Genomic DNA, 20730 nt, shown 5'->3' with positions numbered 1-20730 from the left:
TCCGTCGCCCGCTGCCTTCCGCTTCCTACTGCCGGAGCCGTTCGATCGCCTGGGCGAGGGCGACGTAGAGCTTGCCCATGTCCGACGAGAGAATGGCGACGCCCAGCGCGTTGCCGTCGCGCGCCGACAGGATGATCCGCAGCATCGATTCGAAATCGTGGATGTAGCGGTTCACATGATCGCGGAATTCGGCGTCGTCATCGTAATGGAGGGCGATTTCGCGTGATTCGCCGGCGTCCAGCAGCTTGACCGCGCGCCGGGTGAAGACGCCGCGATCGCCCTTCAGATAGGCGGACCAAGCGGAGTCGGTCACGTCGTTGGACAATATCTTGGCGACGTCGATCGCGGTGCTGTTGAGCGATTCGATCAGCAGCGCGGAGCGGCGGGCGAAATGGTCGCGGTCGCGATCCTCCGACGCCTGCGCCGCGTCGTTGATCCGCTGCTCCACGCTGGCGCTGGTATCGGCGATGGTCAGGAGCTGGCGGGTGAGGCGTTCCGACGCCTGATGCGCGGCCTTCACCGCTTCCTCCGCCACGCGGGAGAGCTGCGCGATCTGCGCCGTCACCTTTTCGCTGACGATGCCGGTCAGCGCTTCGTCGCTGGCGGCGGCGAGTTGCTGCGCGGCTTCGGGAATGGCGCGGCCCAGCGCCTGGCGCGCGCGTTCGGCCGCTTGGTCTGCAGTGTCCTTGACGCGGAGCAGGGCGGTGACGAGCAACGGCCCGGCCCCTTCGGTGATGCGCCGCGCGTCCTGATCCGCCGCGTCCAGCGCGGCGCTCAGCCGGTCGACCAACTCGCGATTGGCCTTGAGGCCGCCGGCCGTGCTTTCGAGCCATTCGGTGAGGCGGCTGCCCTGGCCGCGCAGCATCGTTTCGGCTTCCTCGGCGCGGCCGACCAAGGCTTCGGAAATCGCCTCCAGCCGCTCCATCTCGGGCGTCGCCGCGCCGAGCAGCGCACGGCTCTGTTCGACCCGCGCGTCGAACCGTTCGAGCGCGCCGGGATAAGTCTCGTCCAACTCGCGCACGCTCGAATCGAGCGCGACCAGCAGCGTCTCTGCGCTGCCGATCAGCTTTTCGGCGGTCAGGCCGCCGGCACCAAGCGCTGCGTCGATCCGCTGCGTTTCCTGCGTCATGCGGCCCAACGCGGCGATCAGCCGGTCGGTGCGGGCGAGGGCAGTTTCCTCCAGCGCGGCGAAGCGGGTCTCGGTCGCGCCGATCGTTTCGCCCAGCGTATCGTGCAGGCCAGCCATCAGGCTGCGCTGCCCATCCATCAGCGCGTCGAACTGATGCAGGCGGCTTTCGATGTCGCTGATCGTTTCGCTGAGGCCGGCCACCGTCTCCTGGCTGATGCCGTCCAGCGTGTCGCGCGCGCGGGTGACGAGCGTATCGAGCGCGGCCGCTTGCGCCGACAGACCCTGGTCGGTGGCCGTCAACGTCTCACGGACCCGGCCGAGAACGGTGTCCAAGCGGCGGCGCAGGTCTTCGTCGATCGCATCGCCGTTACGCTCCAGCGCGGCGAGCGCGTCCTCGCTCGCGGCGGCGATCGACTGGCCGGAGGCGGCGACCAGAGTTTCGACCGCCATGGTGCGGCGGACCAGATCGGCGTCGGTCGCGGCGAGCGCGGCGCGGACCCGTTCCGACGCATCGTCCAGGCGCTGGCCGAGCGAGTCGCCCATCGCCTTGAGATCGGCATCGAGCCGGCCGCGCACCGCGTCGCCCGTATCGGCGACGCCGGCCTGGGCGGCATCGATCAAGGCAGTGAGCGCGGCGGCCTGCGCCTCGATATCCTGCCGGCTGCGGTCCATCGCCGCGCGCGCGCCCTGCGCGGTGGCATCGATCCGGCCGGAGACCATATCCGCCATGCCGGTGACTTCCTCGGTCGCGGCGCGGCTCGCCTCGCGCAACTGGGACATCTGGGTCGCCAAGCTCTTGGTCGCCGCGAGGGTGCGGGCGCGCGCTTCGTCCGATAATTCGGTCAGCGCATTCAGCCGGGTTTCGAGCGTATCGATCCGCTCGGCAAGGGCATGGCCATTGTCCATGATGGTCGCCGCCATCCGGCCGCTGCGATCCTCCAGTTCGGGCATCGCGCCGATCAACGTTTCCATCTGGCGGACCAGCGCCAGTCCCGCCTGTTCGGCGGCTTCGGCGCGCTGGGCGGTCGATTGGGCGCGGGCGGCGATCAGTTCGGCCGACGCCTCCATATTGCTGCTGGCCGCAGCGCCATAGCTGTCGAGCAGTTCGGCCTGGTCCTGCATCGTCTGGCGCGCGGCTTCAAGCTGAGCGCCGATGCGGCCGAGCCGCAGTTCCAGAAGGTCGGCCTCCGCCCGCAGCGCGCGGGCGGTGTCGAGATAGCGGCGCGATTCGGTGCGGCCGTTGCGGGCGACGAGCAGATAGACGAGGCCGAGCAGGATCAACGGCGCGGTGAGCGTCACCACCGCATTGGCCCAGGCGGAAGGTCCGGCGGTGAGGTCGCCCGACACGATGATCGCCCAGCCGGCGAACCCCAGCCAGGCGACCGCGACGAGCGTCAGCGCGATGCGGACCCGCGCCAGCAGCGCGTCGGTCGCGCCGGGCGCGGCGTCATCCGGTTCGTCTATGTCGAGAACCGCCTGTTTCAATAGCAAGATATCTTCCGCCCGCGAATCGTTGCCGATCGCCTCTTGGTCGTCGCGCCAGAACTCGACGATGGTGCTGCCCCCTGTCATGCGCGCATCCTATCATCTTTTCGGGCCACGAAAATGCCTTGTTACCAAAACTTAACCCGCTGGCCCTAGGATTCATCCCATGTCCTATGATCCTGGCGCCCTTCATGCCGCTCTCGCGGCCGCCGTCGGCGAAGACAGCGCGCTGATCGCGGACCTGCGCGTCGCCTTCATGGAAAGCGCGGCGCGGCAGATCGACCTGCTGGGGCGGGCGCGCTGCGACGCCAATTGGGAACTGGCCGCCTGGCGGCTTAAAGGGTTGGCGGCGAGCTTCGGCCTCACGGCGCTGATGGCCCTGGCCGACGAAGCGGCGCAGGCTGCGCCGGGCGACCCGGCCGTGATCCGCCGTCTGCGTGCAGCGCTCGCCGGGCTGGAGCAGGGCTGAGCCCTCCCGACAATGCGCGACTTGCGCTTATGGGCCGGCCTTGCGAAAAGGTCGCCACAATAACAATCGGGTCATCTGCGTAACGACATGAGTTTCGCCGCCATTCTTAGCGCCAGCCGCACGACGGCCGATTCGCCGGCGGGGTTGCGGGCGAGTCTGCATTTCGCCGGGCAGACGCTGGTCGAATATCAGGCGCGGCAGGCGGCGCGGGCCGGCGCGGACCGGATCATGATCCTGGTGAGCGTCATCACCCCCGCCATCTCGCAAGCGGTCGACCGGCTGAGCGCGGATGGGATCGCGGTCGCGCTGGTGCGCGACATGGTGTCGATGGTGCGCGACGCGCCGCGCGACAGCGACGTGCTGCTGGTCGCGGACGGCGCGATCGTGTCGCAGGCGCATATGGACGGCATCGGCGCGGCTGAGGGCGACGCGCTACTGGTGACAGACGATAGTCGCGCCGCCGCGCCGTTCGAGCGGATCGATGCGGGACAGCGCTGGGCCGGGCTGGCGCGGATCAGCCCGGCACTGCTGTTCGGCACGCTGGACATGATCGGCGATTGGGATCTGTCGCTGACATTGGTGCGCGCGGCGGTGCAGAAGGGCGCGCGGCGGTTGACGGTGCCGCAGGACGATCTGCTCGAAGGGCGGGTCGCGCTGGTCGAGACGCAGCAGCAGGCGGATCTGGTCGCGCAAGCGGTGACGGCGGCGGGATCGGGCCGGGGGCCGGCGCGGGGCGGGATCGATCATTATCTGATCGCGCCGCTCGCCCGCCTTGCCAGTCCGTCGCTGATGCGGATGCAGGTGCCGGCGCTCCAATTGCGGATCGCGGCCATAGCGCTCGGCGTCGTGGCGCTGGTGCCGATCGCGCTGCAATGGCCGCTGACGGGATTTGTGCTGCTGCTCGCGGCGTTGCTGCTGTCGGAGATCAGCGATCGGCTGGATGCGTTGGCGCTGCGGTCGCCGCCGAGCGGATGGATCGCCTTCTGCGCGCCCGCCGCCGCGCTGATCGGCATCATCATCGCGGCGGCGACGCCGATGGCGGCGGACCTGGCGATCCTGCTCGGCATATTGGCCGTGGCGGAACGCTGGCGGCGGACCGGGCAGGCGCGGCCGTGGATGATATTGACGCCCGCGACCGCTTTGCTGCTGCTGATCGGCGCGGGGCTGTTCGGGCTGCTGGCGGCGGGGCTGCGGATCGCGACCTTGCTCGCGATCCTGTCGGCCGGCGCGATCGTCCTGCGGCGGACGGACTGAATATTTCCGCTTCAGGGTTTAGTGCATTTTAAGGACGTGCCCCTATTCTCGCCGGCATGAGCGCCACTTCGACCCTTACCGGCACGGGCATGGCGGGCAGCTGGCCGATGGCGCGGGTCATGGCCGGCGCGTCCGCCGTGCCTGTCGGTCATGCCATCGACCTGGCGTTTTTCCTGTCGGAAGAAGGCGTTGCGCCGCATGATTCGCTGGTGGCGGAAACGCGCCGGCATCTGGGCGGTTGCGCGCAGGCGATCGAGATGGCGCTGCGCCTGTCTCTCACCCATCCGCCCGAGATCGCCGCCGCGCTCGACCATGCGTCGGGCGCGATCGCATGGCCGATGATCCGCGCGCGGCCGACTTTGCTGAGCCCCGCGCTGCTCGGTCACATGAAGATGCGCGCCGCGCTGACGCTGATGTTGCGCCAGCATGGGCAGGCTGACGTCGAGCAGGGGAGCGAGCCTGTCTCGCGCCTGCCCGCCACCGACGATCCGGTGCTGGGCGATGCCGCCGCCGCGCTCGCCATCGCCGAGGGACGCTGGCTGATGCCCGGCGGCGAAGATCAGCCGATGCGGCCCGATCTGCCCGCCGAGCATGTCGCCGAACTGGTGTGGACCGTTGCCGCCTGCCTCGCGCTGCGCCTGGAGCCTGCCTTCGCGCACGCGCGCGACCGGCTCTATGCGGCGATCGAGCGGGCGGGCTGGGCGCTGCTTGCCGACCATGACGAGGGGGCCAGCCCGATCCTGCTGGCGCAGCAGCTGGTGCGGCGGATGGGCGACGCGGCGGACCATCCCGAGCTGCTGGGCATGGCGCTGGAGCAGAGGCGGTTCCTGCTGTTCGCCGCGCTCGCCGCGCGCCATTTGCGGCTCGACTGCGCGCAACTGATCGACATGCTGCTGCTGGGGCCGGTCGCGCAGGTGGGGTTGCTGTGCAAGGCGCTGGGCGGATCTGACGCCGATTATCGCTACATGCTGCTGGCGTTGCGCCCGGCGCGGCCTTCGCTGTCGGACGCGGCGGTGCTGGCGGAGGCCGAGCGTTATGGCGCGCTGGGCGAAGCGGAGGCGGACGCCGTTCTCGGGACGTTGCGGACGCCCGAGCCGTTTCGCGCCAAGATCGGCCATTTGCGCGCGCTGGCCGGCGCATGACCGTCGCGGCGCATCCCGTTATCGTCCGGGCAACACTGTCGATCGACGGGCGGCTGCTGAGCGCCGACGCGCCTCTGCTGTCGCTCCAGCAGGAGGCTGGCGCGGATTTGGGCGTTGCGCTGGCGGTGCCGCAACTGGCGGCGATCGCGCGGCTGGCGGGGCGGCTGGGGGTCGCGGTGTCGCGCCCGGTGGTCGCGGCGGCCGAGCGCGGCGACATCGACATGTGGGTGCGCGCGCGGCCGGAGGGACATGGGGTCAGCCTGTCGATCGTCGACTGGCGCGAGCGTCCGGCTGCCGCCTTTCCCGCCGACGCGGGCGGGCGCGACGGCGATCTCGCCGCACTGGGAGAGGGCTGGGCGTGGCAGATCGACACACAGCTGCGCTTTCAGCTCGTGCTGCCGGGACAGGGGGAGGATGGGGCGTTACCGGCCGATCCGCCGGTGCCAGGGAGCCGATTTTCCGCTTACTTTCAGCTTCAGCCCGACGAGGAGGGCGACATGGCGATGCTGCGCGGCTTTGCCCAGCGCCGCGCCTTTCGCGATCAGCAGGCGGTGCGCGCTGGCGATCCGGCCCGCGCTTTCCTGCTCTCCGCCTATCCGACCTTTGACCTCGGCGGTCAGCTGACCGGCTATCGCGGCACCGCGTTTCCGCAGGAGCGGGGCGTCGTCGCGCCGCTGGTCGATGAGGCGCCGCTCACCCTCTATCCCGGCGATTTTAGCCGTCGGCTGGATCGTTCGCTGCGCCAGCCGCTGGGGCGGATCATCGCGAACGCCGACACGATCAGCGCGCAACTGGAAGGGCCGCTGCGCCCGGACTATGCCGGCTATGCCAGCGATATCGCGGCTGCGGGGCGGCATTTACTGGCGCTGGTGGACGATCTTGCCGACCTTCAGGCGATCGACCGGCCCGATTTCAGCGTGGTCAAGGAAGAGATCGACCTGGCCGACCTTGGCCGGCGCGCGGCAGGGTTGCTGTCGGTCAAGGCGCTGGACAAGCAGATCGCGCTCGTGCCGCCGCCCGCCGACGCATCGCTGATGGCGACGGGCGAGTTCCGGCGGGTGCTCCAGATCCTGGTCAACCTGATCGGCAATGCCGTGCGCTATTCGCCCGAGGGGACGCAGGTTCGGATCGCGACCGAGTGGGAAAATGGGCAGGCGCGGATCGCGGTCATCGACCAGGGACCGGGCGTGGCGCAGGCCGACCGCGAGCGTATTTTCGAGAAGTTCGAGCGACTAGGCCGCGACGATGCGGGGGGGAGCGGGCTTGGCCTCTATATCTCCCGCCGACTGGCGCGGGCGATGGGCGGCGACATCATCATCGGCGGCGCGCCGGGCGAAGGCGCGCGGTTCATTCTGACGTTGCCGGCGGCCTGAGCCGCACGCCCGTTCGGTTCGAGCTTGTCGAGAACGGCGCGCGGGGTTCTCGACAAGCTCGAACTGAACGGAGAGCGGAGGATTCAGCGGATCGGCGAATCCGGGGACAGGCGCATGTCGAGATAATTGTCGACCGACTTCATCAGCTGGTCGAGTTCATGCTCGAAGAAATGGTTCGCGCCGCGAATTTCGTCATGATGGATCGTGATGCCCTTCTGGGTCCGCAGCTTGTCCACCAGCTTCTGCACCGCGCTTGCGGTCACGACCTCATCGGACGTGCCCTGCACGATGATGCCGCTCGATGGGCAGGGCGCGAGGAAGGAGAAGTCGTACATGTTGGCCGGCGGCGCGACCGAGATGAAGCCGCGGATTTCCGGGCGGCGCATCAACAGTTGCATTCCGATCCACGCGCCGAAGGAGAAGCCGGCGATCCAGGTGGTCTGCGCCTCGGGATGGAAGCTCTGCACCCAGTCGAGCGCGGCGGCGGCGTCCGAGAGTTCGCCGATGCCGTTGTCGAACGTCCCCTGGCTGCGGCCCACGCCCCGGAAATTGAAGCGCAGCGTCGCGAAGCCGCGCTTGACGAAGGTCTTGTACAGCGCCTGGGTGATGCGGTCGTTCATCGTGCCGCCGCCCTGCGGATGCGGGTGCAGGATCATGGCGACCGGCGCGCGGGGGCGGGGCGGGGGGCTGAAGCGGCCTTCGAGGCGACCTTCGGGTCCGGGGAAAATGACGTCGGGCATGGCACCTGTTATCGTTCTGGGCCGCTGAGGCGCGGCGGGGACATGGATCGGCGCGCCTGGGGCCAAGCCGCGTAAGGCTTCGCGCTGGCGCGGCGCGGCAAGTCGCCTATATAGAAGTCGCCGCCATTTCCGCAATCAATGAGTAACATGCCCTTGGCTGCCCCGCGCCTTTACCTCGATCATGCCGCGACGACCCCCATGCTGCCGGCAGCGCAGGTCGCTATGGTGGGCGCGATGGCGGATTGGGCCAATCCGTCCAGCCCGCATGCCGATGGTCGCGCGGCGCGCGCGGCGCTGGAGGACGCGCGGGCGCGCATCGGAGCGGCGCTGGGGTGGGACGGGCATGTCATCTTCACCTCCGGCGCGAGCGAGGCGATCGCCATTGCGCTGACGCGGGCGAAGGCGCGGCGGGTCGTGACCTCGCCGGTCGAGCATGATGCGGTGCTCAGGGTCACGAAGGACGCGGAACGGCTGGCGGTGGATGGGAGCGGCTTGGTCCAAGACCCCGTTCGCCCTGAGCCTGTCGATGCCTGTCCTGAGCGACGCCGAAGGGGGCGCGCGCGTGCTTCGACAGGCTCAGCACGAACGGATGTTTCTCATGTCCTCGCCATCCAGCATGTGAACAATGAGACGGGTGTGATCCAGCCGCTCGACCGGATCGAGCGCGGCGGCGCGATCCTGTTCGCCGATTGCGCGCAGAGCGCGGGCAAGCTGCCGCTGCCCGACGCCGACATGATCGCGGTGAGCGCGCACAAGTTCGGCGGGCCGCCGGGAATCGGCGCGCTGCTGATTCGCGATCTGGCGCTGATCGAGCCGAGCGGGGGGCAGGAGCAGGGCTATCGCGCGGGGACGGAAAACTTGCCCGCCATTCTCGGCATGGCGGCGGCGCTGGAGGCGGGGGAAGAGTGGATGGCGCGCGCGGCGGACATGCGCGCGCGGCTGGATGCGGCGATCGAGGCGGCAGGCGGGATCGTGGTGGCGCGTGACGCGCCGCGTATCCCCACCATCGCCAGCTACCGGATGCCGGGTCTGTCGGCGCGCGCGCAGCTGATCCAGTTCGATCTGGCCGGCATATCGGTGTCGGCGGGGAGCGCCTGTTCTTCGGGATCGCTCAAGACCAGCCATGTGCTGGGGGCGATGGGGTGGGACGAGGTCGCCGCATCGGAGGTGGTGCGGGTGAGCTTGGGTCCGCAGACTTTGGACAGCGAGTTGGACAGCTATATCGCGGTTTGGCGGCGTATGGCCGAGCGGTTATCTATATGATATATCTGGATTATCAGGCGACAACGCCCCTCGCGCCCGAAGCGTTCGAGGCGATGGTGCCGTTGCTGCGCGATCAGTTCGCCAATCCGCATAGCGCCCATCGGCTGGGCCGCGCCGCCGCCGCGCAGGTCGAGGTGGCGCGGGAGGAGATCGGCAAGCTCCTGCCCGGCGGCGGGCGGCTGGTCTTTACCTCCGGGGCGACCGAAGCGCTCAACATCGCGATCCAGGGCGCGCCGCCGGGCGGGATCGTCACCATCGCGACCGAACATGCCGCCGTGCTCGACACGGTGGAGGCGATGCGGCGGCGGGGGCGGGCGGTGACGGTGCTGCCGGTCGGGGTGGACGGCCTTGTAGATGCCGACGCCGCTGCGCGGGCGATCGTTCCAGGTATCTCGCTGGTCGTCGCGATGCTGGTGAACAACGAGATCGGCGTGATCCAGCCGGTCGCTGCGCTGGCGGACCTCGCCCATCGCGTCGGCGCGCTGTTCCTGTGCGATGCGGTGCAGGGTTATGGGCGCGAAGCCATCCCGGAAAGCTGCGACATGGTGGCGATCAGCGCGCACAAGGTCCATGGGCCAAAGGGCATCGGCGCGCTGTGGCTGCGCGATGGCGTGTCGGTCGATCCGCTGATCCATGGCGGGGGGCAGGAGCAGGGGCTGCGGTCGGGCACGCTTTCGCCGGCACTATGCGCGGGGTTCGGCGTCGCCGCCCGGCTGATGCGCGAGCGGGCCGAGGCGGACCGCGCCCATGTCGCGGCGCTGGGCGCTCTCGCCCGCGACCTGTTCGCCGGCTGGACACTGAACGGCAGCGCGGCGCAGCGTTACCCCGGTAACGTCAATGTGCGAAAGGACGGATTGGACGGCGCGCGACTGTTGTCCTATTGCCGCAACATCGCCTTTTCGCTCGGCAGCGCTTGCGCGAGCGGGTCCGGGCGGCCTAGCCATGTGCTGCGCGCGCTGGGCCTGACGGACTCACAGGCGCGCGGATCGGTGCGGATCGGCTTTGGCCGGTACACGCAGCGGCAGGAATTGGAGAGGGCAGCCGAGGCGTTGAACGAGGCGGCGGCCGCGCAACGCGGCGTCGCAGGATAAGGGAGCGTCGCACGTCCATGACCAGGATCACCTTCATCAGCGCCGATGGCGAGCGCCGGCAGGAGGTCGACGCGCCCGCAGGTGCCGTGCTGCTGGACGTGGCGCAGGCCGCCGGCCAGCCGCTGGAGGGGACATGCGAGGGCCAGATGGCCTGTTCGACCTGCCATGTGATCGTCGATGCGCAGGATTTCCCCCGCCTGCCGCGCGCCACGGAGGATGAGGAGGATATGCTGGACCTTGCCGCTGCCGCCACCCGCACCAGCCGCCTGTCGTGCCAGATCGTGCTCGACGGCAAGATCGACCGGCTGACGGTCCGCATTCCGAGCCAGTCCTATAATATGCAGGGCATGTGACGATCCCCATGAAACGCCTGTCCGCCCTGTTGATGATGGCGCTGCTGGCCGCGCCTGTCCCGGCCGCCGAAAAGAAGCAGGCGAAGGAGCCGGTGCCGACCGGGCGGCTCGATTCGCTGATGCCGGCTGCGCCGCGCTATCTGGTGCCGCAATCGGCGCTGGCGCAGGTCCGCAATCCCAAGGAGATCGAGGCGGAGACGGGCGGGCGGCTCGGCGTTGCGCTGGTCGACAGCAAGGGCGCTTTGCTGCTGGGCTTCAACCGCGACGATCGCTTCGCCCTATGCTCGACCTTCAAGGCGCCGCTGGCCGCGGCCGTGCTGGTAGGCGCGGATGGCGGCAAGTTTGGGCTGGAGGGGACCATCCCGTTCGGCAAGGCCGATGTGCTCGACTATGCGCCGGTGGTGAAGAAGAACCTGAAGCGCGGCCGGATGGGCATGGGCGAACTGGCGCAGGCGGCGGTGGAGGTGAGCGACAACAGCGCCGCCAACCTGTTGCTGCCGATGCTGGGCGGGCCGGAGGGGCTGACCGCCTTCATGCGCGCGCATGGCGATACCGTCTCCCGCCTCGACCGGACCGAGCCGGACCTTAACGAGAATAAGGAAGGCGACCCGCGAGACACGACATCGCCCGCCGCCATGGCCGGGCTGATGGGGCGGCTGATCTTCCGCGACATGCGGCCCGAAAGCGCGGGCACTTTGCGCGCCTGGCTCAACGCGAGCAGCACCGGTGACAAGAGGATCAAGGCAGGGCTGCCCGAAGGCTGGACATCGGGCAGCAAGACCGGGACATGCGGCACCGCCTATAATGACGTGGCGCTGGTCAAGTCGCCGGCGGGGGACGAATATATCCTCGCCGTCTATCTCGACCGCCCGACCGTGGACGCGAAGAAGGCGGAAGCCGCGATCGCCGAGACGGCGCGCGCGGCGCTGAGCCTGGTTGCGAAGGCGCAGAAGAGCGGGTTGGAGTAAAGCCAACCCCTTGCCATGGCGCCGGGCTTTCGCCATATGCCGCGCCGGGAGTCGGGCGGACGTGATCGTCGCGAACCTGGTCAGGTCCTGACGGAAGCAGCCACAGTGATTTCGTCACGGGTCGTTCCGGCTCCTACTTTCCCCGCCGCATCCTTCTTCGACAAGGACCGCCCGAGCGGTTAGAAGCTGCCCATGTCCGATTCCCCGCAGCCCTATCGCGTTCTCGCGCGCAAATATCGTCCGCGCAATTTCCGCGAGCTGATCGGGCAGGATGCGATGGTCCAGACGCTGGGCAACGCTATCCGGCGGGGGCGCCTTGCCCATGCCTTCCTGATGACCGGGGTGCGCGGGGTGGGCAAGACGTCGACCGCGCGGCTGATCGCCAAGGCGCTGAACTGCGTCGGCCCCGATGGGCAGGGCGGGCCGACGATCGATCCGTGCGGCGTGTGCGAGCCGTGCCGGGCGATCGCCGAGGGGCGGCATATCGACGTGGTGGAGATGGACGCCGCCAGCCATACCGGCGTCGACGATGTGCGCGAGATAATCGAGGCGGTGCGCTATTCCGCCGTGTCGGCGCGTTACAAAATCTACATCATCGACGAAGTCCATATGCTGTCGAAGAACGCCTTCAACGCGCTGTTGAAGACGCTGGAGGAGCCGCCGGCGCATGTGAAATTCCTGTTCGCCACGACCGAGGTGAACAAGGTGCCGGTGACGGTGCTGTCGCGCTGCCAGCGGTTTGACCTGCGCCGCATCCCGGCCGACCTGCTCGCCAGCCATTTCGCGCATGTGGTGGAGGCGGAAAATGTCGCGGCCGAGCCCGACGCGCTGGCGCTGATCGCGCAGGCGGCGGAAGGGTCCGCGCGCGACGGCCTCTCGATCCTCGACCAGGCGATCGCCCATGCCGAGATGGGGGAGGGCGACCCGCGCGTCACCGCGAGCCAGGTGCGCGACATGCTGGGCCTGTCGGACCGGGGATCGACGCGGCGGCTGCTGGGGTTGCTGCTGGAGGGCGATACCGCCGCGCTGCTGGGCGCGGTGCGCGATCAACATGCGCTGGGGGTGGAGCCGCTGGCGCTGATGCGGGGGCTGATGGAACTGGTCCATGCCGTGACGCTGATGAAGGCGGGGCGGGACATTGCCAGTCCCGGCCAGTCGGCCGAAGAGCGCGAGGCGCTGGCCGACTGGGCGGCGCAACTGGGCTTCGCGCCGCTGCATCGCCTATGGCAGTTGCTGATCAAGGGCCATGACGAGGTGGCGAGCGCCGTGCTGCCTATCGAAAGCTGCGAAATGGCGCTGCTGCGGGTGATGCACGCCGCGACCATGCCCGATCCGGGCGAACTGGCGCGGTTGCTGCGCGAAGGCGGCGGCGTTGCGCCGGGTGGAGCCGCCGCGCCCACCGCCCCATCTTCCGCCGCGACCGCCGCGCCGCTGCCATCGACCATGAAAGACGTCATCGCCCTGATCGACGGCAGGCCGCTGCTGGCGGATCACCTCAATGACTGCGCCGCGCTTGTCGCGTTGGAGGCGCCGCACATCGCCGTCCGCCTGACCCACCCCTGGACGCACGGCGATTTCAAGAAGGATCTGGAACAGGCGCTCAACGCCGCCACGCCGGGGACGCGCTGGACGGTGCGTCTGGAGGAGAGCGGCGGCGAACCCACGCTGCTGGAGCAGGAGCGGGCGGCGCAGGCGGCCGAGCGCGAAAAGATTTTGGAGACCCCGGTGGTCAAGGCGGCGATGGCCGCTTTCCCCGACGCCGAGCTGGACGACCGGCTCGAACAATGGAGTGCAGGCGCATGAAGGATCTGAACGAAATATTGGGCATGGCGAGCCGTGTTCAGGAGGAATTGCAGCGGGCGCAGGACAATCTCGACAAGCTGGAAGTCGAGGGCGCGGCCGGTGGAGGGCTCGTCAAGGTGCGCGCGTCGGCCAAGGGCCGGATCATCGGCGTCAGCATCGACGAGAGCCTGCTTGCGCCGTCCGAAAAGCAGATGCTGGAGGATCTGGTCGCAGCGGCCTTCAACGATGCGCGCAAGAAGGCGGACGAGGTCAGCAATGCCGAAATGGGCAAGATGACCGCCGGCCTGCCGCTGCCGCCGGGCTTCAAGCTGCCTTTCTGAAGGCGCGATAAGGCCGCGTTCATCATGACGGACCTATGACAAGGCGCGATTGATTGCCGCGACGGGCATCCCCATAATGGCGGTGAACCGTAGAAGAAGAGAGCCGCTTCCGATCGGCTCCGGAGATTGAATGACTGTGTACTATCCCCTGCTGCCGCTGCGCGACATCGTCGTCTTTCCGCAGATGATCGTCCCCCTGTTCGTCGGCCGCGACAAGAGCGTCGCCGCGCTGGAGGCGGCGATGGAGGGTAACAAGGAAATCTTTCTGGTGTCGCAGCTGGACCCGGCCGAGGACGATCCGGGTCGGGACTCGCTCTATGACACGGGCGTGGTCGCGGTGGTGCTGCAGCTGCTGAAGCTGCCCGACGGCACGGTCCGCGTGCTGGTGGAGGGCAAGCACCGCGCGCAGCTCGACAATATGGAGGCGCGCGACACCTATCTGGTCGCGACTGTTTCCGATGTCGAGGAAGTCGAGGCGGAGGGACCGGAAGCCGCCGCGCTGATGCGGTCGGTGGCCGAGCAGTTCGAGAATTACGCCAAGCTCAACAAGAAGCTGCCCGCCGAAACCCCGGTGCAGCTGCGCGAGATCGAGGATGCCGGGAAGCTGGCGGATGCGATCGCGGCGAACATCAACGTCAAGGTGTCCGACAAGCAGACCCTTCTGGTCGAGGCCGATCCGGTCAAGCGGCTGGAGATGGTCTTCGCCTTCATGGAGGGCGAATTGGGCGTGCTTCAGGTCGAGAAGAAGATTCGCGGCCGGGTGAAGCGCCAGATGGAGAAGACGCAGCGCGAATATTATCTCAATGAGCAGCTGAAGGCGATCCAGCGCGAGCTGGGCAATGGCGATGGCGAGGAGGGCGACGAGGTCGCCGAACTCACCGAGAAGATCGCCAAGGCGAAGCTGAGCAAGGAAGCGCGCGCCAAGGCGACGGCCGAGCTGAAGAAGCTGAAGGCCATGCAGCCCATGTCGGCCGAAGCGACGGTGGTTCGCAACTATCTCGACGTGCTGCTGGGCCTGCCCTGGGGCAAGAAGGGCAAGGTCAAGACCGACCTTAAAAAAGCGCAGGCGATCCTGGACGAGGATCATTTCGCGCTGGAGAAGGTCAAGGACCGGATCATCGAGTATCTGGCCGTTCAGGCGCGCACCAATAAGCTGAAAGGCCCGATCCTGTGCCTGGTCGGCCCGCCGGGCGTCGGCAAGACCTCGCTTGGACGCTCGATCGCCAAGGCCACGGGCCGCGAATTCGTGCGCCAGTCGCTGGGCGGGGTGCGCGACGAGGCGGAGATACGCGGCCATAGGCGGACCTATATCGGCTCGCTGCCGGGCAAGATCGTCACCAACCTCAAGAAGGCGGGGACGATGAACCCGCTGTTCCTGCTCGACGAGATCGACAAGCTGGGTCAGGATTTCCGGGGCGATCCGGCATCGGCGCTGCTGGAGGTGCTGGACCCCGAACAGAACAGCAAATTCCAGGATCATTATCTGGAGATCGACGTCGATCTTTCCGACGTGATGTTCGTGACGACCGCTAACTCCTTGAATTTGCCTCAGCCGCTGCTCGACCGGATGGAGATCATCCGGCTGGAAGGCTATACCGAGGATGAGAAGGTCGAGATCGCGCAGCGGCATCTGGTGCCCAAGCAGATCGACGCCCATGGCCTGAAATCGGGCGAGTTCGAGGTAACCGAAGCGGCGATCCGCGACCTTATCCGCTACTATACGCGCGAGGCCGGTGTCCGTACGCTGGAGCGCGAAGTCGCGCGGCTGGCGCGCAAGGCGCTGCGGAAGATATTGGAGGGCACCGCCGACAGCATCGTCATTACGCCCGAGACCCTGGCCGATTTTGCCGGCGTGCGGAAATTCCGCCATGGCGTGGGCGAGGAGGAGCATCAGATCGGCGCCGTGACCGGGCTGGCCTGGACCGAGGTGGGCGGCGAACTGCTGACGATCGAGGCGGTGACGGTGCCCGGCAAGGGGATGATCAAGACCACCGGCAAGCTGGGCGAGGTCATGACCGAGTCGGTTCAGGCGGCCTTTTCCTATGTGAAGGCGCGCTCGCCGGGCTACGGGATCAAGCCGAGCTTGTTCAACCGGAAGGACATTCATATCCATCTGCCCGAGGGCGCGGTGCCCAAGGATGGCCCTTCGGCGGGTATCGGCATGGTGACCAGCATCGTGTCGACGCTGACCGGCATCCCCGTTCACAAGGATGTGGCGATGACCGGCGAGGTCACGCTGCGCGGGCGCGTGCTGCCGATCGGCGGGCTCAAGGAAAAGCTGCTGGCGGCGCTGCGCGGCGGCATCAAGACGGTGCTGATTCCGCAGGAAAATGAGAAGGATCTGGCGGAAATCCCGGCCAATATCCGCGAGGGGCTGGAAATCGTGCCGGTCGCGCATGTCGATGAAGTCCTGGCACGCGCGCTGCTTTCGGCGCCGGTCGCGATCGACTGGACCGAGGAGGATGATCTCGCCGCCCAGCCGCCTAGCCCCGCGTCGCGTGATAGCGATCCCACACTTCGTCACTGAAACGTCACGATCGGCGGAACGCCTCGCCTTTGATCCGAAATCTCTGCTGCACTGCGAATTTCGGTCAAAGCGGGGGGCTTCGTCGCTTTCCCTTTGACAGGGGCGGGAATCCTCGCCTTATTGCCGGCCCTACGCCCGCGATTCCTATACAACCAAACAGCACAAGGGGGTTCCCAAGGCATGAACAAGCAGGATCTTATCAGCGCGGTTGCCGAAAGCAGCGGCCTCAGCAAGAATGACGCGACCAAGGCGGTCGAGGGGGTGTTCGACGCGATCACCGGCGCGCTCAAGAAGGGCGATGAAGTTCGCCTCGTCGGGTTCGGCACTTTCTCCGTCTCGCAGCGCAAGGCGTCCACCGGCCGCAACCCGCGCACCGGCGAAACCATGACCATCAAGGCGTCGGCCCAGCCGAAGTTCAAGGCCGGCAAGGGCCTGAAGGATTCGGTCAACTGACGGCTGTGGCGCCGGTGTTGTCGCCGGCGCCTACCGTTTGACCTGAAGCCGGCATCGCGGTCGGGAAAGTTTGACGGAGAGTGGCGCGGCGGCGAGGGGGACAATCCCGGCAGCGGCGCATGTATGCCAAAGGCGGAAGGGACGAGGCTTTCGGGCTGTCGTCCCTTTCTTTTTGCGCGAACCGGGTTTGCCGGTCTAGGGAAGGGGGCATGAAGGGGAAATGGCCCGCTTTGTGGATGGCGCTCGGCCTTGGCGCCTGCGCCGGGGGCGACTATCGCCCGGTCAGCGACGCCCCGGTGCGGATCGGGCCGCCCTATGCCGTTCGCGGCGTCACCTATGTGCCGGCCGCCGATCCGTCCTATGACATGCTGGGGTACGCAAGCTGGTATGGATCGGAATCGGGCAATCGCACCGCCAATGGCGAGCGGTTCCGCGCCAAATGGATCACCGCCGCCCATGTCACCCTGCCGCTGCCGAGCTATGTAGAGGTGACCGCGCTCGACACCGGCCAGTCGATCTTGGTGCGCGTCAATGATCGCGGGCCGTTTTCGGGGAAAGGCCGGATCATCGACCTGTCGCGCGGCGCGGCCGAGGAACTGGGTGTTCGCGCGCAGGGGCATGTGCCGGTTCGGGTGCGGATCGTCGCGGCTTCGGACGAGGACCGGGCGCGGCTTCGCAAGGGCAAGCCCGCGCGGCCGCGCCCGCGCCTGTCCGACGCCGCGCTCGCCAATCTGCGCGCGCAGCTTCGCGCCGGCGGTATGTGAGAAATATCATAACCGTTTCGTTGCGCGCTTGACGGCCGGGGTGGGGGCGCATATGTCGCGCTTCTCTCGGGGCCGGACGGCTCCTGTGGCGATCGTAGCTCAGTTGGTTAGAGCGCCGGTTTGTGGTACCGGAGGTCGTGGGTTCGGATCCCATCGGTCGCCCCATTTTCGCTGTTGTTCAGGGCTTCGCAGCCGCTCCGTTCCGCATTATAGCGCCGCCATGGACGATGCGCGCGACAGGGGCCTGACCCTCAATCCCAAATATGACCGGGACGGCCTGATCACCGCCGTCGTCACCGATGACGCGACCGGCGAATTGCTGATGGTCGCGCATATGAATGATCAGGCGCTGGCCCTTACGATCGACACGGGGCTTGCCCATTTCTGGTCGCGCAGCCGGCAGTCGCTGTGGAAGAAGGGCGAGACGTCGGGGAACATGCTGGCGGTGCGCGACCTGCGGATCGATTGCGATCAGGACGCGATCTGGGTGAAGGCGGAGCCGGCCGGTCCGACATGCCACACCGGTGCGCGCTCCTGCTTCTTTCGTCGCGTCGGGCCGGACGGCCTTAGCAGCGTCGATGCGGCGGACTAGCCTTTCGCTTCTCTTTCTTCTGGCCGCCTGCCAGCGTGCGCCGGCCGGCGGGCAGGGCGGCGCGGCGGCTATGCCTGCGTCGGGCCTTGAACGCGCGGCGATCGAAAGCGGGGCGATCGCCGACGTTTCCGCCGTTTCGCCGGTCGGCCTTTACCAGCGCAGCCATGAGGCCGGGCGCGATGCGCTGTGCGTGACGCCGGCGAAGGACGGGCAGTTGCGCTTTGGGCTGGAGGCGGTGTTCGGCGAGGAGCCGAACTGCAGCGGCCATGGGCTTGCGCGGCGGACCGGCGACAAGCTGGTGCTGAGCTTCAAGGGTGGGGACCGCTGCATCATCGTCGCGCAATATGACGGTGATCAGGTCGCCCTGCCGGGGGTGGTCGACATGGCGTGCGCCGACCTGTGCGAGGGGCGCGGTTCGCTGGAGGGGGTGAGCTTTCCGCGTATCGCGGGCGACGCGGCGAGCGCGCTGCGGGCGCGGGATCGGGACGGCGAGCCGTTGTGCGGCAGCTGACGGCTCAGTCGCCGTCATCCTGCTGCGCCGGCCCATAGGCGTCGATCGCCATGAAGATTTGGGCAAGCGCTTCCCGCTCCTCCGGCTCGATCTCGGGCCGCCAGATTTCGAATAGCAGCACCACGCGGGTTTCGGCGCCGCGGTTCCAGGCTTCATGCTCGATACTGTCGTCGAAGATCAGCATCTCGCCCTTGCGCCAGGCGCGCGTTTCCGCCCCGACGCGCAAGGCGCAGCCATCGGGCGCGAGCAGGGGGAGATGGCAGATGAGGCGGGTGTTGAGCAGGCCGTGATGCGGCCGGATATGCGTGCCGGGCTTTAGCAGCGACCAAAGGGCGAAAGGCGAGCGGCCGGCGATGCGCGGCAGCGGCGCGCGATCCAGCGCGGCCATCGTCTCCGGGCAGAGATCGGCGTGACCCGCGACCGGCGCGCCCCTTTGCCACAGGTAGAAAGCGCCCCAGCTCGGATCGCCGCGCAGCGGGTTGTTGGGTGCCGGACGGTCCGCCGATGTTTCCACATAGGGAGCGAATTCGGGTTCGCGCAACCGCGCCGCCTCAAGCTCGCCAAGGATTGCGTCAGTGCGGGCTTCCAGTTCCGGCACCCAGTCGAACATCGCCCGTTCGTAGAAGGCGCGCTGGGGCAGGCCGGGGAAGTAGAACATGCTGGGTTGTTGCAGATAGAGTTCGGCCCGCCCGAGCAGCAGGTCCGTTGCATAGGCGATGCGCGGCAGGGCGGGGAGCGACCGTAGCGTTTCGGTGAGGTGATCTTCGAACTTCGCGCTGGCCTGCGCGACCTGCGCCTGGGCCTGTTGCAGCAGCGGCTGAAGTTGGGGCGGCGCGCCGGTGGCGGCCGCCTGCGCCAATGCGGTGCGATTGAAGCTCATGGCCATGCGATCGTCGCCGCGTCGCTGGGCATTCCGGGCCATCGCCAGCAACGCCGGAAGATCACGGGGCGCCGCGTCCAGAATGCGGCGGAGCGCGGCCGCTTCGCCGTCGAGATCGCCAAGCCGGTTATGGGCCTGCGCCAGCAGCATCGGCGGAGGGTCGGCCATGTCCGCCATCAGGGCGAGCGCCCGGCGCGCATCGCCCTGTCGCAGCGCCGCGAGCGCTGCCTGTCCCTTTTCCTGCTCCGTCATGCCGTCCGCCTTATCGAGCGGAGCCATGGCGCGGAAGCGCTTATTCGGCAGGGGCGGGGATCAGCGCCGGCGCGCGCCGATCCAGCGCTATGGCCGCGAGGAAGATGACGAGGCCGCCGAGCGCCAGAGCCGCACCGATCCAGCCGGTCGAGACGAGGCCATGGCCGGCTGCGATCGACAGGCCGCCAAGCCATGGCCCGAGCGCGTTGGCGACATTGAACGCGCTGTGGTGGAGCGCGGCGGCGAGCGTCTGTGCGTCGCCCGCCACGTCCATCAGCCGCGCCTGCAAGGGCGTGCCGAGCCCCCCGCCAATGCCGATGAGGAAGACGATGAGGCCGAGCGTCCAGATATTGCCCGCCATCAGCGGGAAGAGCGCCAGCGCCGCCGCGCTCCACAGCAGCACCCCGATCACCGTGCGGTTGCGGTTGCGATCCGCCAGCCACGCCACGGCAAGGTTGCCGAGCGTCATGCCGATGCCGAAGATCATCAGCACGAGCGGCACATATTTTTCGGACACATGCGTCACCTCGATCATGGTGGACGCCACATAGGTATAGACCGCAAACAGGCCGCCGAAGCCGATCGCCCCGGTCAGCAGGGTCAGCCACACCTGCCCCTTGCCGAGCGCGGTCAGTTCGCGCATCGGGCTGGCGTGCGGATCGCCCGCGTCGCGGGGCGCATGAAGGGCGACCAGGGTCACGGTCGCCAGCGCCAGCGCGGCGACGACGAAGAATCCCGACCGCCAGCCCAGCGCCTGGCCCATCCAGTTCGCGACCGGCACGCCCAGGACGGTGGCGATGGTGAGACCCGACATGACCTTCGCGATGGCGAGCGTGCGCTTCTCGATCGGCACGAGGCTGGCCGCCACCAGCGCGGCGACGCCGAAATAAGCGCCGTGCGGCACGCCGGAGAGGAAGCGGAAGACCAGCATCCAGCCATAGCTGGGCGATAGCGCGGAGAGACCGTTCGCCAGCGCGAACATCGCCATCAGGACGATCAGCAGCGTCCGGCGGGGCAACCGCGCGCCGAAGGCGGCGATCACCGGCGCGCCGGCGACGACGCCCAGCGCATAGGCGCTGATGGCATGGCCGGCGGTCGGCGCGTCGATGCCGAGGTCGCGCGCAAAGAAGGGCAGCAGGCTCATCGCCGCAAATTCGGTCGTGCCGATGGCAAAGGCGCCGACCGACAGGGCGAAAAGAACCAGCGCAGGGTGCGCATGATGGGTTTGGGCACGCATCGGGCGGCCTCCATGTTGCAGTGCAATAGCGAGAAGCGCCGCAGATGGGCCGCATGACAGCGCTGGTCAAGGCTGCATATGTATGCGTTTAGCGCATTCGCGCCTGTGGCCGGCGCAACCGGGC

At 68.1% G+C, this 20730-nt stretch carries 19 protein-coding genes, 1 tRNA gene and 1 other RNA gene; 17 read left to right on the top strand and 4 right to left on the bottom strand.

The features are described from left to right. Nucleotides 1-25: 25 nt before the first annotated feature. Nucleotides 26-2701 (bottom strand): coiled-coil domain-containing protein, encoded by a 2676-nt coding sequence (locus ACETPF_RS16585; protein ID WP_373935659.1) that lies wholly within the window; start codon nucleotides 2699-2701, stop codon nucleotides 26-28. 79 nt (nucleotides 2702-2780) lie between these two features. Here ACETPF_RS16585 and ACETPF_RS16580 point away from each other — a divergent pair, with 79 nt between their 5' ends. The 4 genes from ACETPF_RS16580 to ACETPF_RS16565 all read left to right on the top strand — a co-directional run bounded on the left by ACETPF_RS16580 (nucleotide 2781) and on the right by ACETPF_RS16565 (nucleotide 6852). Further along, a complete protein-coding gene (locus tag ACETPF_RS16580) occupies nucleotides 2781-3083 on the top strand; it encodes an Hpt domain-containing protein (RefSeq protein WP_373935658.1) in 303 nt (100 codons plus the stop codon). An 87-nt stretch (nucleotides 3084-3170) separates the two neighbouring features. Next, entirely contained in the window at nucleotides 3171-4337 is a 1167-nt protein-coding gene (locus ACETPF_RS16575) for a hypothetical protein (RefSeq protein WP_373935657.1), read from the top strand. 56 nt (nucleotides 4338-4393) lie between these two features. Further along, nucleotides 4394-5479 carry a DUF2336 domain-containing protein gene (locus ACETPF_RS16570; protein ID WP_373935656.1) on the top strand — a complete coding sequence of 362 codons (1086 nt, stop codon included), beginning with the start codon at nucleotides 4394-4396 and terminating at the stop codon, nucleotides 5477-5479. Beyond that, nucleotides 5476-6852, top strand: a complete 1377-nt coding sequence (locus tag ACETPF_RS16565) for a sensor histidine kinase (protein ID WP_373935655.1) — start codon at nucleotides 5476-5478, stop codon at nucleotides 6850-6852. Before ACETPF_RS16570 ends, ACETPF_RS16565 begins: the two co-directional genes overlap by 4 nt. Nucleotides 6853-6935: 83 nt before the next feature. Here ACETPF_RS16565 and ACETPF_RS16560 read toward each other — a convergent pair whose 3' ends face one another. Next, a complete protein-coding gene (locus ACETPF_RS16560; protein ID WP_228166973.1) occupies nucleotides 6936-7592 on the bottom strand; it encodes an alpha/beta hydrolase in 657 nt (218 codons plus the stop codon). 153 nt (nucleotides 7593-7745) lie between these two features. Here ACETPF_RS16560 and ACETPF_RS16555 point away from each other — a divergent pair, with 153 nt between their 5' ends. The 13 genes from ACETPF_RS16555 (at nucleotide 7746) to ACETPF_RS16495 (ending at nucleotide 18237) form a co-directional block, all read left to right on the top strand. Next, entirely contained in the window at nucleotides 7746-8855 is a 1110-nt protein-coding gene (locus ACETPF_RS16555; protein WP_373935739.1) for a cysteine desulfurase family protein, read from the top strand. Further along, entirely contained in the window at nucleotides 8852-9946 is a 1095-nt protein-coding gene (locus tag ACETPF_RS16550; RefSeq protein ID WP_373935654.1) for a cysteine desulfurase family protein, read from the top strand. Before ACETPF_RS16555 ends, ACETPF_RS16550 begins: the two co-directional genes overlap by 4 nt. A 17-nt stretch (nucleotides 9947-9963) precedes the next feature. Then, nucleotides 9964-10299, top strand: coding sequence for a 2Fe-2S iron-sulfur cluster-binding protein (locus ACETPF_RS16545; protein ID WP_373935653.1), 336 nt, complete (start codon nucleotides 9964-9966; stop codon nucleotides 10297-10299). 8 nt (nucleotides 10300-10307) lie between these two features. Then, nucleotides 10308-11267 carry an SGM family class A beta-lactamase gene (gene blaSGM / locus ACETPF_RS16540; RefSeq protein ID WP_373935652.1) on the top strand — a complete coding sequence of 320 codons (960 nt, stop codon included), beginning with the start codon at nucleotides 10308-10310 and terminating at the stop codon, nucleotides 11265-11267. A gap of 44 nt (nucleotides 11268-11311) precedes the next feature. Next, nucleotides 11312-11407: signal recognition particle sRNA small type (gene ffs / locus ACETPF_RS16535), an RNA gene on the top strand. A gap of 52 nt (nucleotides 11408-11459) precedes the next feature. Then, nucleotides 11460-13070: a DNA polymerase III subunit gamma/tau gene (locus ACETPF_RS16530; RefSeq protein WP_373935651.1), complete on the top strand. Its 1611-nt coding sequence runs from the start codon at nucleotides 11460-11462 to the stop codon at nucleotides 13068-13070. After that, entirely contained in the window at nucleotides 13067-13390 is a 324-nt protein-coding gene (locus ACETPF_RS16525; protein ID WP_373935650.1) for a YbaB/EbfC family nucleoid-associated protein, read from the top strand. Before ACETPF_RS16530 ends, ACETPF_RS16525 begins: the two co-directional genes overlap by 4 nt. A 130-nt stretch (nucleotides 13391-13520) precedes the next feature. Then, entirely contained in the window at nucleotides 13521-15917 is a 2397-nt protein-coding gene (gene lon / locus ACETPF_RS16520; protein WP_373935649.1) for an endopeptidase La, read from the top strand. A gap of 180 nt (nucleotides 15918-16097) precedes the next feature. Further along, complete coding sequence (gene hbs, locus ACETPF_RS16515; protein ID WP_024019962.1) at nucleotides 16098-16370, top strand: non-specific DNA-binding protein Hbs; 273 nt, start codon at nucleotides 16098-16100, stop codon at nucleotides 16368-16370. A 209-nt stretch (nucleotides 16371-16579) separates the two neighbouring features. Continuing rightward, nucleotides 16580-17134: a septal ring lytic transglycosylase RlpA family protein gene (locus ACETPF_RS16510; RefSeq protein ID WP_373935648.1), complete on the top strand. Its 555-nt coding sequence runs from the start codon at nucleotides 16580-16582 to the stop codon at nucleotides 17132-17134. Nucleotides 17135-17222: 88 nt separating this feature from the next. Then, nucleotides 17223-17299: transfer RNA gene (locus ACETPF_RS16505), tRNA-His, on the top strand. A 55-nt stretch (nucleotides 17300-17354) separates the two neighbouring features. Further along, on the top strand, nucleotides 17355-17726 hold the full coding sequence (hisI, locus tag ACETPF_RS16500) for a phosphoribosyl-AMP cyclohydrolase (protein WP_373935647.1): 372 nt from the start codon (nucleotides 17355-17357) through the stop codon (nucleotides 17724-17726). Further along, on the top strand, nucleotides 17713-18237 hold the full coding sequence (locus ACETPF_RS16495) for a hypothetical protein (protein ID WP_373935646.1): 525 nt from the start codon (nucleotides 17713-17715) through the stop codon (nucleotides 18235-18237). Before hisI ends, ACETPF_RS16495 begins: the two co-directional genes overlap by 14 nt. 4 nt (nucleotides 18238-18241) lie before the next feature. On the opposite strand, the gene ACETPF_RS16490 is transcribed toward ACETPF_RS16495, so the two are convergent. Together ACETPF_RS16490 and ACETPF_RS16485 are read right to left on the bottom strand one after the other, a co-directional pair. After that, entirely contained in the window at nucleotides 18242-19369 is a 1128-nt protein-coding gene (locus tag ACETPF_RS16490) for an aspartyl/asparaginyl beta-hydroxylase domain-containing protein (RefSeq protein ID WP_373935645.1), read from the bottom strand. Between the two features lie 40 nt (nucleotides 19370-19409). Then, nucleotides 19410-20606 carry an MFS transporter gene (locus tag ACETPF_RS16485; protein ID WP_373935644.1) on the bottom strand — a complete coding sequence of 399 codons (1197 nt, stop codon included), beginning with the start codon at nucleotides 20604-20606 and terminating at the stop codon, nucleotides 19410-19412. Nucleotides 20607-20730 lie beyond the last annotated feature (124 nt).

The organism is Sphingobium agrisoli (assembly GCF_041877245.1).
Taxonomy (GTDB): domain Bacteria; phylum Pseudomonadota; class Alphaproteobacteria; order Sphingomonadales; family Sphingomonadaceae; genus Sphingobium.
This window is presented reverse-complemented; position numbering and strand designations above follow the sequence as displayed.